Origin of the sequence: Paenibacillus sp. CFBP13512 (assembly GCF_005233705.1) — a bacterium.
In the GTDB taxonomy this organism is placed as follows: domain Bacteria; phylum Bacillota; class Bacilli; order Paenibacillales; family Paenibacillaceae; genus Saccharibacillus; species Saccharibacillus nuruki.
In genome coordinates, this window is record NZ_QGAD01000004.1 from 16,876 (window position 1) to 31,866 (window position 14,991).

12 protein-coding genes are annotated in these 14,991 nt (G+C 38.9%); 5 read left to right on the plus strand and 7 right to left on the minus strand.

All coding sequences use genetic code 11. The features are described from left to right. Positions 1-328: 328 nt before the first annotated feature. A complete protein-coding gene (locus tag PaeCFBP13512_RS06570; RefSeq protein WP_137222484.1) occupies positions 329-3,556 on the plus strand; it encodes a S8 family serine peptidase in 3,228 nt (1,075 codons plus the stop codon). A 126-nt stretch (positions 3,557-3,682) separates the two neighbouring features. Here PaeCFBP13512_RS06570 and PaeCFBP13512_RS06575 read toward each other — a convergent pair whose 3' ends face one another. The 3 genes from PaeCFBP13512_RS06575 to PaeCFBP13512_RS06585 are packed head-to-tail and all read right to left on the minus strand — an operon-like array spanning position 3,683 to position 6,076. Further along, entirely contained in the window at positions 3,683-4,210 is a 528-nt protein-coding gene (locus PaeCFBP13512_RS06575; protein ID WP_137222069.1) for a hypothetical protein, read from the minus strand. Between the two features lie 40 nt (positions 4,211-4,250). Further along, the gene (locus tag PaeCFBP13512_RS06580; RefSeq protein WP_083243319.1) at positions 4,251-4,574 is read right to left on the minus strand and encodes a hypothetical protein; all 324 of its coding nucleotides are present in this window, start codon (positions 4,572-4,574) and stop codon (positions 4,251-4,253) included. Positions 4,575-4,594: 20 nt separating this feature from the next. Further along, positions 4,595-6,076: an alpha-N-arabinofuranosidase gene (locus tag PaeCFBP13512_RS06585; protein ID WP_137222071.1), complete on the minus strand. Its 1,482-nt coding sequence runs from the start codon at positions 6,074-6,076 to the stop codon at positions 4,595-4,597. A 173-nt stretch (positions 6,077-6,249) separates the two neighbouring features. On the opposite strand from PaeCFBP13512_RS06585, the gene PaeCFBP13512_RS06590 reads away from it, so the two are divergent. Further along, on the plus strand, positions 6,250-7,203 hold the full coding sequence (locus PaeCFBP13512_RS06590) for an ArsR/SmtB family transcription factor (RefSeq protein WP_069326117.1): 954 nt from the start codon (positions 6,250-6,252) through the stop codon (positions 7,201-7,203). 112 nt (positions 7,204-7,315) lie between these two features. Here the strand turns inward: PaeCFBP13512_RS06590 and PaeCFBP13512_RS06595 are convergent, their stop codons facing one another. The 4 genes from PaeCFBP13512_RS06595 to arfA all read right to left on the minus strand — a co-directional run bounded on the left by PaeCFBP13512_RS06595 (position 7,316) and on the right by arfA (position 12,123). Continuing rightward, positions 7,316-8,158: a carbohydrate ABC transporter permease gene (locus tag PaeCFBP13512_RS06595; RefSeq protein ID WP_069326116.1), complete on the minus strand. Its 843-nt coding sequence runs from the start codon at positions 8,156-8,158 to the stop codon at positions 7,316-7,318. A gap of 28 nt (positions 8,159-8,186) precedes the next feature. Further along, positions 8,187-9,077, minus strand: a complete 891-nt coding sequence (locus PaeCFBP13512_RS06600; protein ID WP_069326115.1) for a carbohydrate ABC transporter permease — start codon at positions 9,075-9,077, stop codon at positions 8,187-8,189. A gap of 117 nt (positions 9,078-9,194) precedes the next feature. Continuing rightward, on the minus strand, positions 9,195-10,538 hold the full coding sequence (locus PaeCFBP13512_RS06605) for an ABC transporter substrate-binding protein (RefSeq protein WP_069326114.1): 1,344 nt from the start codon (positions 10,536-10,538) through the stop codon (positions 9,195-9,197). Between the two features lie 97 nt (positions 10,539-10,635). Next, entirely contained in the window at positions 10,636-12,123 is a 1,488-nt protein-coding gene (gene arfA, locus PaeCFBP13512_RS06610; RefSeq protein ID WP_069326191.1) for an arabinosylfuranosidase ArfA, read from the minus strand. A gap of 249 nt (positions 12,124-12,372) precedes the next feature. Here arfA and PaeCFBP13512_RS06615 point away from each other — a divergent pair, with 249 nt between their 5' ends. The 3 genes from PaeCFBP13512_RS06615 to fur all read left to right on the plus strand — a co-directional run bounded on the left by PaeCFBP13512_RS06615 (position 12,373) and on the right by fur (position 14,912). Continuing rightward, positions 12,373-12,954, plus strand: a complete 582-nt coding sequence (locus tag PaeCFBP13512_RS06615; protein ID WP_241669302.1) for a TetR/AcrR family transcriptional regulator — start codon at positions 12,373-12,375, stop codon at positions 12,952-12,954. 69 nt (positions 12,955-13,023) lie between these two features. Continuing rightward, a complete protein-coding gene (locus PaeCFBP13512_RS06620) occupies positions 13,024-14,097 on the plus strand; it encodes an SDR family oxidoreductase (protein ID WP_137222075.1) in 1,074 nt (357 codons plus the stop codon). 329 nt (positions 14,098-14,426) lie between these two features. Beyond that, positions 14,427-14,912: a ferric iron uptake transcriptional regulator gene (gene fur / locus PaeCFBP13512_RS06625; RefSeq protein ID WP_137222488.1), complete on the plus strand. Its 486-nt coding sequence runs from the start codon at positions 14,427-14,429 to the stop codon at positions 14,910-14,912. The last annotated feature ends 79 nt before the right edge of the window (positions 14,913-14,991 follow it).

Here is a 14,991-nt window from a genome sequence, read left to right on the forward strand (position 1 = left end):
TTAATGTAATATATATTATAAATTTGGTTAAAGATTGATAAAAATTCATTATTTCATTATAACTAACGCAAATTTTCTCTATAGATGGATAAAATATCTAGCCACTGGTTAATTCAGGTGGTAATATAACTTTATGTTACAAAATCTTCCTCACATTCTCATTAAAGGAGGTTACTATAGCTTACACTCAAAGTAAGATGTTAACGGTTTAATTCTGGGGCTACCTTTTAGTTCGGTAAAAAATCATTACACACACTATCTAACTTAACGAAACGAGGGAAATCATTTGACGAAGTTACACGTTATCCGTAAATTTTCGGTTGTTTCCATGGCAGCTGTTCTAGCTGTAGGTACTTTATTATCGCCAACTGCTTCTTTCGCAGCTCAAGCAGGTACAGCAACATCTCCGTACGAAATAGGACGCAATCTACCGACAGTGTTGCTTAATCAGACTTCAAACGAAGCACCTGTTATTTCGCCTAAATTAAATGTGACTTCTAGTAAAGTAGTACGCGTTATCGTGCAATTATCTAATCAACCGGTTGCTATAGGTCAATATGCTGCTGAAGCAGGCGTACGTAGCTTTGCTACAGAATCTACAGAAACAGCAATTGATTCTCAACAATCTGCTATTGTGAATGCAGCCAAAGCGCAAGGTATTTTGCTTAAAGTCAATTATCGCTACAATACGGTACTTAACGGTATGGAAGTATCGATTCCAGCGAATCAAATTCCCAAGTTGGCTGAATTGCCAGGTGTAAAGTCTATTTATGAGAATAGTGTGTATTACACGATTCCTGTACAAGATCCTCCTTCGCTTACAGCAACAGCAGCTACATATGATGCTTCTCCTTTGAACTTAATTGGTGCACCTGTGGCTTGGCAAAAAGGATTAACAGGTAAAGGTGTTAAAGTGGGTGTTATCGATACAGGTGTTGATTATGAGCATCCTGATTTGAAAGGTGCTTATAAAGGCGGATACGATTCATTTGAAAAAGATAACGATCCGTATGAAGAGCCACCTATCGCTATTGAAGACGATCCGTACGGTACAGGATTTGCCGGTACATCGCATGGTACTCACGTATCAGGAACGATTGTAGGTCGTGCAGCGAACAAAACAAGTGATATCGTACAAAAAGGGATCGCTTATGATGCAGATCTTTATGTATACAAAGTATTAGGACGTAACGCAGAGACAGGACGTTCTTCCGGTTCTTCCGCACAGGTTATTGATGGAATCGAACGTGCGGTTAAAGACGGTATGGATGTTATCAACTTATCTCTAGGTTCTGATGCTGAGAAAGATGTCAACTCACCAGACGTTATCGCAATCAACAATGCTGTGCTCAGTGGAGTTGTAGCCGTTATTGCAAATGGTAATGCAGCCAAACAAGGATATTACTACTACTCTATGGGTTCACCTGCATCTTCCCAATTGGCTATTTCTGTAGGTGCTTCTACTATTCCTACCAAACAGTTTGCTTCAACCGTAACGGCTTCGGTATACAGTAGTGAAGCTGCTGCGACAGCAGAGGCAGTCAGTGCTGCGGCAGTTAATTATCACAATGCAAATGAGACAACAACGGTAACAGCAGATGCTTATGGTCAATCGTATGGATTGAACTTAATGGCTTGGCGTACAGGAAACGAAGACTTCCAAAGAGTTCTAGGTACTTCTCCATTAGATGGAGTGTATGTAGGATTGGGTCTAGTGGGTGACTACAAAGGCAAAGATGTGAAAAACAAAGTGGTTTTGATCTCGCGTGGTAGTGCAACATTCGTAGACAAAATCAAAGTAGCTAAAGACAATGGAGCCAAAGCGGCTATCATTTTCAACGGTAATGTTAAAGCTTCCAATCCGTTAGAAGCTGACTTGTCTGAAAGTGTGGTTGGACGTGATGGTCCAATCGGTTCGAGCGCATTCTTAGGGGATGGATTCGAATATATTCCAACATTTGATATGGCAGGTAAAGAAGGACGTGCTTTAGCTAAAGAAGCATTGAAATCTTCTGCGGATGCATTAACATTCAAATTCGGAAGCAGCTATCCAAAAACAGAACAACGCGGCGACACGATGGCTGATTTCAGTTCACGTGGTCCTAACCAAGATGGACTTCTAGGTATTAAACCTGATCTAGTGGCTCCAGGTGTAAGTATTGAATCTACAATTCCTGCTTACGGTAAATTTATCAAAGATGCTTCTTATGCTGAAGCATACACGCGTCAAAACGGAACAAGTATGGCAAGCCCGCATATTGCAGGTCTAGCTGTATTACTGAAGCAAGAACATCCGGATTGGACACCATTTGATATTCGCGCAGCATTGGTGAATACAGCAGATGTGATCAAAGATGAGAATGATACACAATACGATGTCTATTCTCAAGGTGCTGGACGTGCCAATGTAGCATCAGCAGTCTACTCTCCAGCATTATTGGAAACGGTAGAATCGATCGTTATTTTGGATAAAAACTTGAATAAGAAAACAGTGACTAACTATGGTTCTTCCGCTGCATTTGGCGTATTAAAACCAGGTAGTGCAGAACAAACGAAAAAACTGCAATTGAAAAACACTTCTGCTTTAACAGTGTCTTACAAAGCAAGTATTCAATTGCATGCTGATGTCACTTCGGATCCTTACAACCCGACTTCAACACCGGATGTAAGTAATATCAGTGCTACACTTAAAGGGTTAGATGCTAATGGTTCGATCTTGCTAGGTGGTAACTCAACCAAAGAATTCTCATTAGCCGTTAAACCGAATGCTGCTGCGGCAACAGGTCCTTATGAAGGTGAAGTGGTATTAACAGCTAATGGTTATCCTACATTGCATTTACCATTTGTATTGCATGTAGGTACTGAATTACCAGATACAGGCTTAGGTATTCAAGAAGTGACAGTAAGCAATACCAATATTCGTTTGGATGGCAAACAAGATGTAACCGATGTAGGTTTCCACTTAACATCGCAAGATTCTAATGTTATTGAATTGAACGTGTATGGTCTGGACGATGAGCTTAGAGGAACAGCCGCTCAATATGTTCAATCTCCAACTGAAGAAGGTTATCCTTTATTTGACCCGGGATACTACCAGTTCAATGATATTGATAATGTAGTCATGGCTTCAGCTAATGGTACGGTTTCTCTCAAAGCATTAGAGCCAGGAACGTACAAATTGCAATTGGCTGCATACAATGTTTCTCCAACAGGTGCAGTAGATAGCAACTCGATTCATACATCTTCTGCTCAATACCGTATTGTAGGTACAGAGAAAACACGTATTGCTACAGCGAAAAAACCATTTAACTACATTATTGATGGTAACAATGTTCTTGGACAATCTGTGATTACATTGCCAAACGATAATCGTCTAGATTATAAAGTATTGTCTAGCGATGATCTGAAATATGTAGATAACAAAGGTGTATTGATTAAGTATCCAGCTTCTGGATCACGTATGACTCGATTGAAAATCCAAATCACTTCAGTAACAGATCCAACAGCAACGGTTACTGTAAATGCCTTGGTAAAAATTACGGCTCCTAAAAAGTAATACTGAATAAACGGGTACACACCTGATTAACCCGATCATAAGTAACAAAAAAGACGCTCAAGCTAATATAGCTGAGCGTCTTTTTTTGATGTGAATAACATCATTATTCATATCATAGGGGATAGACTAGGAAGCAGTCACACCTAGTTGACGATACAACAGTTGTTGTTGTTTTAAAGCTTCTTGGTATTTAGGATGATCTTCTTGCTCCAGCATAAATAATAGATCATCATGGAAATCTTGAATCATATATCCTTCAGGCAAATCTTCAAATAGACTATGGAAATCCATCACAGGCAAATCAAGCTTTCCTTGAGATGCTTGTTCCATCCAATGAATCCAATCTCCTAATGTCAGAACATTGGTCATCCACAAGTCTTCCTGTAAGCTGATACAGTCTTGCAACACTTCATATACATCCGGTTCAGCAAAGCGGCGAGAAGCTTCTACAGATAGCTCATATAGTGATTGAGCAGCAGCATAAGCTTCTACACCCAATGAATGTTCGAGATGATTGAAATAGTCTTCGACTGCAATCTCGTGACCATCATCATAAAGCAGTGGCACGACTGCCCATTGATGCAAAATATCAGTTAGCGTATCGTCATTAATAATACCTTCAACATATAATTGTTCGATTTGATGTGTTGTCATGTATAGACCTCCAAAAATTCAATACGGGTTATCGTAGTACTTAACCATTCCCGTTTGCATTATACCTTAGAATGTCTGACAACACATCTTCTTTTTCCCATTGCGATCCATAGGGAGAAGGGCAATAAGAGGCAGATAAACGTGTACGGATATGCACAAGGCAGCCACAATGTTTGCACGTTGTCCCATATTGTAAAGAAGGACAAGACAAGCAAGTGTTCATTCGTGCTTGCTGTACAGACTCTGGTGTTAACTCATGAGGCTGTTTATGTTGAATAGCGATAGCGACCAATCGTTCAATCTTTTCGTCAGACAGTTGAGGGCTACGGTTACAACCTTTACATCCATGATTGATTGCTGGCATTAGGGTGACCGTCCTCTCTGTTAGATCAACGTAATCGCTGCGACAGAAGCCGCTGGAAGTTCGAATGTTAATGTACCGTCTTTGGCAAAAGAGACTTCCAAAGCAACCGGAGTGATTTGCTCTGGATGTTCAAATGTATTATGTGTATTGAGAGCAGAAGCCGTTAATACTTTGCCTTGAATATCTGAAGGGGTAAAGCCTTCTATGCGACAAGAGAACGATTCGCTTTCGTTATGACTCAAGTTACAGATCGTCAGGTGAACACGATTTAGATGGTCTTTGGAAGCCGCTGCACTGATTTTGTCTATAGATTGAGCACCCATCGTGTATTTAGGGCTTGTATACTGCAAGTCTAGTCTTTGGCTATCCTGATGTACTTGATACATATTAAATACATGATATGTCGGAGTTAAGATGAGCTGATCGCCTTCTGTCAAAATCATTGCTTGTAGCACATTCACCATCTGTGCAATATTTGCCATTTTGATCCGATCTGCATATTTATAAAATAAGTTTAAGTTCACACCTGCGATAATCGCATCACGTAATGTATTTTGCTGATATAAAAAGCCCGGGTTAGTTCCTGGTTCTACATCTGTCCAGATTCCCCACTCATCAATAATCATACCGACTTTTTTCTCAGGATCGTATTTATCCATAATTTTGGAATGTTTAATAATCAATTCTTCCATATATAATGTATTTTTGAGCGTTGTAAACCATTCTTCTTCTGTAAAATCAGTTGCCGAACCTTTACTCGATGTCCAATCACCTGAAGGAAGCGTGTAATAGTGTAGGCTCAATCCGTTCATTAAATGTCCAGCTTCACGCATCAATACTTCTGTCCAGTGGTAATCATCACTATTTGCTCCACAAGCGATCTTATAAATTTGATTATCTCCATAGTTACGAACATACGTAGAATAGTGTCTGTAGAGGTCAGCATAATATTCAGGGCGCATATTACCACCACAACCCCAGTTCTCATTACCTACACCAAAATAAGTTAATGTCCACGGTTCTTCCTGACCGTTCTGTTTGCGCCAGTCCGCCATTGGAGATTGCCCATCCAAAGTCATATATTCAACCCATTGTTGCATCTCATGAACCGTACCACTGCCTACATTGCCGCTGATATAAGGTTCAGTCTCAAGCAACTCACATAATCGTAGAAATTCATGGGTACCAAAGTGATTGTTTTCTTCTACGCCACCCCAGTTGTTGTTTACCATACGAGCACGTTGCTCTGTAGGACCGACTCCATCTTTCCAATGATACTCATCTGCAAAACAGCCCCCTGGCCAGCGTAGAACAGGAATATGAAGCTTACGTAACGCTTCTATCACATCGGTACGCATGCCTTCTACATTGGGGATCGGTGAATCTTTTCCTACCCAGATACCTTCATAAATACAACGACCTAGATGTTCAGCAAATTGTCCGTGGATATGCCGACTGATTTTCCCTGTGATATCTTGAATATTCATATTCATGTTAATCATATATATATACCTCCTTGATATCGCTTACATGACGATAATAACACGTTTTTTGATAATATATAATATAATTTTACGACATAAATAGAATAACGTTTGTATTTTTATTAACATAACGATATAGTGGAAAGGTATTGGTTTACGTTACACACATTTGGTATTGGAGGAGCCTGAATATGAATCTGGATATTTCGGATAAATCATTGCCTGTGTATGAAGCACTCGCAAGCAGTGTAAGGCACAAAATCATTCAATTACTTGCTATACGACCTATGAATATTCGTGAATTAGCGGAAGCAGTAAGTTTAACCAGTGCCATCGTCTCTATGCATGTCAAAAAGCTAGAGAAAGCAGGAATTATTTCAACCAGTATGCAACCCGGTAAAGGGGGCGTACAAAAAATATGTTCACTTCAAGTGGAAGAAGCACAAATTATTTTTCCTAATAAAGTAGAGCATTTACGTCAATACCATGAAAGTGAAATTTCGATCGGACATTATACAGACCTCAAAGTAGAACCAACTTGTGGCTTAGCTTCAGCTGAAAAGTTTATCGGGCAAGTAGACGATACTCGTTATTTTTTTGATGCTGAACGTTTTCAAGCCAAAATTCTCTGGTTTAGTGAAGGATTTATTGAATATAAAATTCCTAACTTTTTGCTGTCTACCGAAAATCCATTAGAATTGTTAGTATCGCTTGAGATTTCGTCAGAAGCACCTTTGACAGATAATCGTTTTCCTTCAGACATTACTTTCTATTTGAATGAAGTGAAATTAGGAACGTGGACAAGTCCGGGTGATTATGGAGACAAGCGTGGTAAGTACAATCCGCAATGGTGGCCGGATATTGTCAATCAATATGGACTACTCAAACATCTGACTGTATCTAGAGATGGTACATATATGGATGGGCAGAAATTATCTGATGTGAATCTGGATCAGGTCAATGTACGCGATCGTCAGTGGACATTACGTATCGCAGTCGATCCTTCGTCTGAGCATGTCGGCGGGTTAACACTGTTCGGTAGAGGATTTGGTAACTATAATCAGGATATCGTATTCCGGTTGTATTATGACAAATTAATTCATTCTGCTAATGCTAGTGCACGTGAAGCAGAATCACAATCTTAATGCAGTGCACACCAAAAAACGGCTAAGAGAATAATCTCTAGCCGTTTTTTGGTATGGTTTAGTTTTTGGATAAGATTTAGATAAAAGTAAAAAAGGGATAGAGTGCAGTCGATTATCCTTTTACACCTGAAATAGCGACAGACTCGATAATTTGACGCTGGAAGATTAAGAAAATAATCAAGATCGGTAACAATGATACTACAGATGCCGCCATGATTAATGGATAATCACTTTGGATCGCATAGTTAGCATTAAAGTTAGCAATAACGATCTGTAGTGTCTGAATTTCAGGAGAGTTCAGATACAGAATAGGAGGTAAGTAATCATTCCAGATCCCCATAAACCACAGAATTAACTGAGCTGCAATCGCTGGTTTGATCAATGGGAAAATAATACGGGCATAAATGCCGAAGTAAGAAGTTCCATCGATTTTGGCAGCTTCAATGATTGCATTTGGAATACTGTACAGATACTGTCTCAAGAAGAAGATCATAATAATATTACCGAATAACCCCGGTACAATCAGCGGTAATAGTGTATCCACCCATCCCCATTCAGAGAACATAATGAATTGAGAGATCATAACAGCTGGATACGGAATCATCATCGAAGAAAGCAATAGTAAAAAGATTTGATTTTTGTAAGGAAAACGTAATTTAGCAAAAGCGAAAGCGGCTAAGCTGGATGTAATCGTACCGATAATGGTTACAGTAAGCGCCACAATCAGACTGTTGATAATACCGCTTAATAATGGACCCGCTGTCCAAATTTCCTGATATTTATTAAAGTGGAACACAGCAGGAATCCAGTTCGGTGGAAGAGCAAATACATCTTGTCTGTCTTTAAATGAAGTAGAGACCATCCAGAGCAATGGAGCGATCATCACGATAGCTCCGATGCAGAGTAAAACAAAAATGAACGCATTACTTATCTTTTGTTGCTTAGTATGAACCATTCTGTAGTCACTCCTTTCGAGCTAGTAATCAATCGACATCAAAGCTGGAACGCTCATTCATTTTGAACTGAACCAATGTAATAATAAAGATAAATAGTCCTAAAATAACAGCCATTGCCGAAGCATAGCCCATTTGTAAGTTATCAAAAGCTTTCTGCCAGATGTAGAATACGATTGTAGCTGAGGAGAACTCAGGTCCGCCTGTAGGTGTCATAATATTAATCTCGGTGAAGATCTGAGATCCTCCGATAATATTCGTAACCACAAGGAAGAAAGTAACTGGTTTAACCATCGGCCATGTAATATGACGGAACATCTTGAATCCACTTGCGCCATCTAATTCAGCTGCTTCATAGTAGCTACGAGATACGCTTTGTAGAGCAGCTAGATAAAGAAGCATGGAGTAACCAAGACCTTTCCAGATCGTCATAATAATCAAGGCTGGTTTGACTGTAGCTGTATTTGCAAGCCAGTTAGGGCCTTTGATTCCAAATAGATCAAGGAATTGATTGACCAGTCCATAATCGCCGTTATATGCCCACTGCCACAAGATAGAGATTGCAGCGAGTGAAGAGATAACCGGTACATAATAGATCACGCGGAATGTAGTGGTACCCGGAATTTTACGATTTAGACCTAATGCTAGTAGTAAAGAAATAACCAATCCAATCGGAATACCAATCATTAAGAATAAAGTGTTAAACATTGATTTGTAAAAGAAATCATCTGTCAAAATATCTTTGAAGTTATCCAACCCGATAAAGTTCATCTGTCCAAGTCCGTTCCAATCGGTAAATGATCCATATACCGAATATAAGGCAGGGTAAAGTGTGAACAGTAAGAAACCGACAACGGGTGGCAAAATAAACAAATAACCAAAATATTTTTCTTTACGATACAGATTAGATTTGGTTTTCATAATTCACCCCTAATTCATCTGGAATGAAAATGATGTTAGTCCCATTTGGATTTAGGGAAAGCTAACATCATTTTCACCATTCTCAAAATGGCTCTCATTTAGTAGAAGATTTAAAACTTATTTTTTAGATTTTTCATCCTGCTCGACGGCACGATCGAGTAGTTTTTGCATTTTAGGCTGTTCTTGTTTGACATAATCAGCAGCCGACATTTTACCATCAATAACGGGTTGAACATCAGTGAAGAATAGGTCATACCATTCTGCATTGTACGTATATTGACCTGGCAACGGTCTGCCATATTCAGTTACGATTTTAATGAATTCTTCTTTGTTGGCTGGTTTAGTAGATGTATCAGCAGCCCATGTTTTCGCCATATCTTGTAAGTTCGGAATCTGTACGCCAGATTTCACCAATGCTTCTTGTCCTTCTTTAGAAGCGGACAAATAAGTCACTAATTTAGCAGCTAGTTCAGGATTAGCTGTTTTACTGGATACACCGATACCTAGACTACCGATCCATGTTGCTGTTTTGCCTGTAGAACCTGCTGGGTAAGGAATAAGATCATAATCAAATTTCAATTCACGATCATACGTGCTTAGATCCCAAGGTCCAACCGGGAAGAATGCAAGTTCGCCTCTCATCCAACGTTGGTAAGTATCTAGTGTTTGTGCTTGCTCAATCGCAGGGGTGATTTTGTATTTGTTCTGCATATCTGCAAAGAATTGTAGAGCTTCGATAAATTTAGGTTCATCGATAGTTACTTTAGTATGTGTGCTATCAATCCAATCAGCGCCATTACTCCATACGAACGCTTGAAGCGCCCATTGTACGTTCAGTCCAGTACCGAATTGATCTAATTTGCCATCACCATCGGTATCTTTCGTTAGCTCTTGATTGACTTTGATAAATTCATCCCATGTATAAGGTTTGTTTTTGTCCGGCAGAGGGATGCCTGCTTTTTCAAACATGGTTTTGTTATAGCCGAGGGAGAAAGGACCCAAATCTTTAGGCAGTCCGTATAGTGCGCCTTTGCCCACTTCTTTACCATCGTAGCGATAGAAATTCACGCCATCTGCCCACATGTTTTTCAGGTCAACTTCTTTGTTGTTTTCGATATACTTGCTAATGTCTAATAAGATGTTGCTATTTACGTATGCTTTCAGATCAGCAGGATTGTAGAAGAATACATCAGGAATACTGTTTCCTGTAATCGCCGCTTGTAATTTAGTAGCATACTGATCACCTGTTGTCTGAATCACTTTAACCGTTACACCCGGATTATCTTTTTTAAATTCCTCGACAACCGCATTATATGCTTTTTGCTCATCCGGTCCACCACGGAACATAAAGGTTAATTGATTAGGATCTGAATTTTTTTTGGAACCTCCACAGCCTGCAAGTACCAAAGACAACATCAACACACTCGCCAAGACAATCAGCCAACTTTTTTGACGCAACATAGTTTAAACCTCCCCTTAAATTTCAAAAAAGTAATACATAGACCACTGTACATATTCCAACCCAAATCGTATTGATTTTTATACAATAAGGCGAAGCTTACGCTTTACGAAGACGAATAACGTTCCATGAAGCTTTAGCAAGGCGAGCGGTTAACATTCCATCATCTAATTGAGATTGACCTCCGCGATGTGGAGCCACTTTTTCTTCATCTGCTGTGTTGACTGCTTTAAGATCATCATTTTCAAGTACAATATGTTCTTCGATCTGATAGCCTTCAAAAGAACGCACATCACAGTTCAAGTCTAATGATTCGCTCAAATGACGGTTCAAAGCAAAGATCGTTAAGTATTCATTTTCCTCATCATATACAACAGCACTATCTAAGTAAGGAACATCGGTGTAATCACTAGCATCATACTTAGGAGAATCAACAACAGGCTTGAGGGATACCCCACGTCCGAAAGTAGAAGTGTGCATATATGGATAGAAAATCGTTTGCTTCCATACACGTCCGCCATCTTCTGTCATAATCGGAGCGATAACGTTGACCAATTGAGCCAGACAAGCCATTTTCACACGATCAGCATGACGCAAGAAAGTAAGTAACATACTGCCGACTAACAAAGCATCTTCAAAGTTATACACATCTTCCAATTGTGGTGGAGCAATACTCCAAGGGTCCATTTTGCTATCTGCTTCATTGGAGTGATACCATACATTCCATTCATCAAAGCTCAAATTCATTGTTTTTTTGCTGCGTTTTTTGGCTTTGATGTAATCACATGTAGAGATAACGGTATGAATAAAATGATCCATATCCATCGAGCGAGCTAGATAATCAGCAGTATTATTAGTAGGGTTACCATAATATTGATGAAGAGAAATATAATCTACTGCTTCGTACGTATGATCCAGTGTTGTTGCTTCCCATTCTGGGAATGTAGGCATGCCTGTATTGGAACTTCCGCAAGCCACCAATTCAATACTTGAATCGACCTGACGCATCGCTTTAGCCGTTTCAAGTGCTAATCTACCGTACTCGTCCGCTGTTTTGTGACCAATTTGCCAAGGACCATCCATTTCATTACCAAGACACCATGTTTTGATATTGTAAGGATCGCTTGCACCATGTTGTTTACGTAGATCGCTGTAATAAGAATTGCCCGGGTGATTACAGTACTCGATTAGATTACGAGCAGCATCAATACCACGTGTTCCCAAATTGACAGCCATCATGACCTCGGAACCGGCTTCTTTTGCCCATTTCATAAATTCATTGGTACCCACTTCGTTAGGCTCAACCGTTTTCCATGCTAACTCTAGGCGCTTCGGTCTAGATTCAACAGGCCCAACGCCATCCTCCCAATTGTAACCGGATACAAAATTACCGCCAGGATAACGAATAATAGGCACTTGTAGCTCTTGTATCAATTGTTTGACATCATTACGGAAACCGCTTTCATCTGCGGACGCATGAGAAGGATCATATATACCACCATATACGGCACGACCTAAGTGCTCGATAAAGGAACCATAAATGCGTTTATCAACTTCAGCGATACGAAAAGCTTTATCCACGACCATTTTGGCTTTAAGGTTAGACTGTGACAATAATATTCATCCTTTCTTTAATCCATCATCAATAATGATAACGCTTCATTTGGATACTTCTTGCATAATTTAACAAAGCAAATGTAGCATATATTTTTTACCCAGTCAATAATAATATTAATAATTAACATAAACATTAACTAAAATAAATATATAAATGATAGACCTGTACAAAGCAATAACAGTTGACAATATTAAGATTAGTACCGTACAGTACTAATTATGATTAAAAAAAATAAAACCTCAAATCGTGATCTCATTTTACAGTTGTCAACGGAATTGTTTTTACAAAAAGGATATTTAGCAACAGGTATGGATGAGATCGTAGCAGTAAGCAAAGTGTCTAAAACGAATATTTATTATCATTTTGCAAGTAAAGAAGAACTGTTAGCAGCTATTATTCATCAACTGATCACACAATATACAGAGAAGATTACACAGATTGCTGCTCAGCATGATCAATCAGTATGGGAACGTCTACAACGATTTACGGAGCTTCTAATCATGGAAGAAGTCGATTGTTTGGGAGGCTGTCCATTTTTAACATTGTACACACAGACTCCTATAGAAGCAGAACATATCCGCAATGCGATCAAGCAGTTTTTTGAACAGCAAGTGATCGTGGTCGAACAACTGATTATTGAAGGGATACAGCGTAAGGAATTTAATGAGTCTTTGCAACCACCTGCTGTTGCTTCATTAATCGTATCTACTATAGAAGGAGGACTATTTTTAGGTCATGTTCATCAGAACCCGCAAATGATTCGATCCTCACTTTTTGCTTTGGCAACCATGCTGAAGTAATTTTTTTTGAATATATTAGTACAGATCGGTACTAAATTAAAAATAAATAGATATGACGAGGAGACGAATATGCATACTTTATTTTTGACAGGTGCAACAGGGTTTATTGGCAAGGCACTATTGGAAAATTGTTTGGCAACCGATTATCGCATCATTGTACTGGTTCGTTCTTTACAACGATGGAAAGAGTGGAAGACATTACAGAAGTGGAAAGATAGTTCATCAGTTATCGCGATAGAAGGCGATCTTGGATTACCGCACTTAGGTTTGTCTAATGAAGATTGGGAACTAGCGATGGAGGCAGATACGATTATTCATGCAGGTGGGCCGATGGATATTTTACTTCATTCCGATCAAGCGCATTCTGCTTTTATGCAAGGGGCTATCCATATTGCAGAGTTAGCGAGCGAGATTCATCAAGCTCATTCTTTAAAGCAATTTATTCATATTGTAGGTTATAAAAGTCCGGTCACTGAAGAACATATCCAGTTTCCAGAACGATTGGATCAATTATTACAACATGAAGCTTCTTATGAACAGATGAAGTTCAAAGCCGATGCCTATATTCGTCAGCAATCATTCCAGCATCGATTTCCATTATCCATTATTCATCCAGGAGTCGTGATTGGAGATTCGATAACAGGCACTACACCGCAATTAGGAGGACTTGGCATTATAGTCGATGCGGTACGTAAAGGAAAGATGCGTATTGTACCGGGTGGAAAACGTCACTGGTTACCTTTAGTCCATGTTGATTATATTGCTGATTTTCTGATTTGTTTATTATTGGAAGAGCAACATTCACAATTACCTCATATGCAAGCATACTATTTATTAAATCGTCCTGAACATACCTATAATATCAAGCAATTGGTGAAGCAGATCAGTTTAGAATTGAATGCTCCTCAACCTATTTTATCTGTTCCACCTTACGTAGTTAAATACATACTGAGTACATCGCTCGGGCAAAAGCTAGGTGTACCGGCAGCTTCTATTGATTTTATCGTCGAGCAACAATATCCGTTAGAATCAGTACGCCAGATCGAAGCTAAATATGGTATTCAATCTACAATTACTGTAAATGGATTGCAAAAAGTTATACAAGATCTGGATGCTCGTCTTCAGCTTCAGACTTATGTATAAATGACAACGATAGAAATAAAATCGTTCATTAGTATAACGTCAAAAAAAGGATGAGAATACATTTTAAATTCTCTCTTTTTTCATTGACGTTTTTTTGTATGATAAATTTACTTTTTTATCCAATATGCTTTACAAGAGTGCTACATTTTAGTTATTATAGAATTATAATTATTCTAAGTATAAATACTGCATATTTATATCGTATTCTAATAATTTCATAATAAGTTGTGCTAGAACATATAGATTTATCGTGAAAATCAGATTATGCTCATCTTAGAATCTGTAGATATCTTGCAAATTTAACCGGAAGGTGTGAACACATAATGATACTGACAGAACAATTGAACCGGATTAAAGAGCGCTTAAAATCAAAAGGGTATAAACTGACACCTCAACGTGAAACGACTATTCGGGTATTACTCCAACATGAAAAAGATCATTTAAGTGCGGAAGAAGTATTTTTATTAGTGAAAGAACAATTTCCAGAAATCGGCATGGCGACGGTGTACCGTGTACTGGATCTTTTGAACGAACTGCATGTTGTACAAAAAGTGAATTTTGGCGATGGAGCCGCTCGATTTGACCTTCGTCAAGCGAATAGCCCTCATTTACATCATCATTTAATCTGTACCGAATGCGGGAATGTGGAAGAAATTATGGATGACTGGTTATTGCCACTTGAGAAACGGATTGAACGAGAATATGGCTTCACTGTCACTGATCATCGTCTTGATTTTCAGGGCATATGCACAGAATGTCGTGTCAAAGAACGTGATAAAAATAAGTCCAACAACAAATGTAAAGCTGTATCTTAATCCCAGAAAGAGCCATTAATGGCTCTTTTTTTGCGTTCATCTTTATTTTCACAAATACGCAACAGCAACAACGTCATCA

Bases quoted from the DNA above. Each gene is read 5' to 3' on its own strand.
- PaeCFBP13512_RS06570 (WP_137222484.1), top strand. From the start codon at position 329: ATGGCAGCTGTTCTAGCTGTAGGTACTTTATTATCGCCAACTGCTTCT.
- PaeCFBP13512_RS06575 (WP_137222069.1), bottom strand. From the start codon at position 4,210: ATGACAACACATCAAATCGAACAATTATATGTTGAAGGTATTATTAAT.
- PaeCFBP13512_RS06580 (WP_083243319.1), bottom strand. From the start codon at position 4,574: ATGCCAGCAATCAATCATGGATGTAAAGGTTGTAACCGTAGCCCTCAA.
- PaeCFBP13512_RS06585 (WP_137222071.1), bottom strand. From the start codon at position 6,076: ATGATTAACATGAATATGAATATTCAAGATATCACAGGGAAAATCAGT.
- PaeCFBP13512_RS06590 (WP_069326117.1), top strand. From the start codon at position 6,250: ATGAATCTGGATATTTCGGATAAATCATTGCCTGTGTATGAAGCACTC.
- PaeCFBP13512_RS06595 (WP_069326116.1), bottom strand. From the start codon at position 8,158: ATGGTTCATACTAAGCAACAAAAGATAAGTAATGCGTTCATTTTTGTT.
- PaeCFBP13512_RS06600 (WP_069326115.1), bottom strand. From the start codon at position 9,077: ATGAAAACCAAATCTAATCTGTATCGTAAAGAAAAATATTTTGGTTAT.
- PaeCFBP13512_RS06605 (WP_069326114.1), bottom strand. From the start codon at position 10,538: ATGTTGCGTCAAAAAAGTTGGCTGATTGTCTTGGCGAGTGTGTTGATG.
- arfA (WP_069326191.1), bottom strand. From the start codon at position 12,123: ATGGTCGTGGATAAAGCTTTTCGTATCGCTGAAGTTGATAAACGCATT.
- PaeCFBP13512_RS06615 (WP_241669302.1), top strand. From the start codon at position 12,373: ATGATTAAAAAAAATAAAACCTCAAATCGTGATCTCATTTTACAGTTG.
- PaeCFBP13512_RS06620 (WP_137222075.1), top strand. From the start codon at position 13,024: ATGCATACTTTATTTTTGACAGGTGCAACAGGGTTTATTGGCAAGGCA.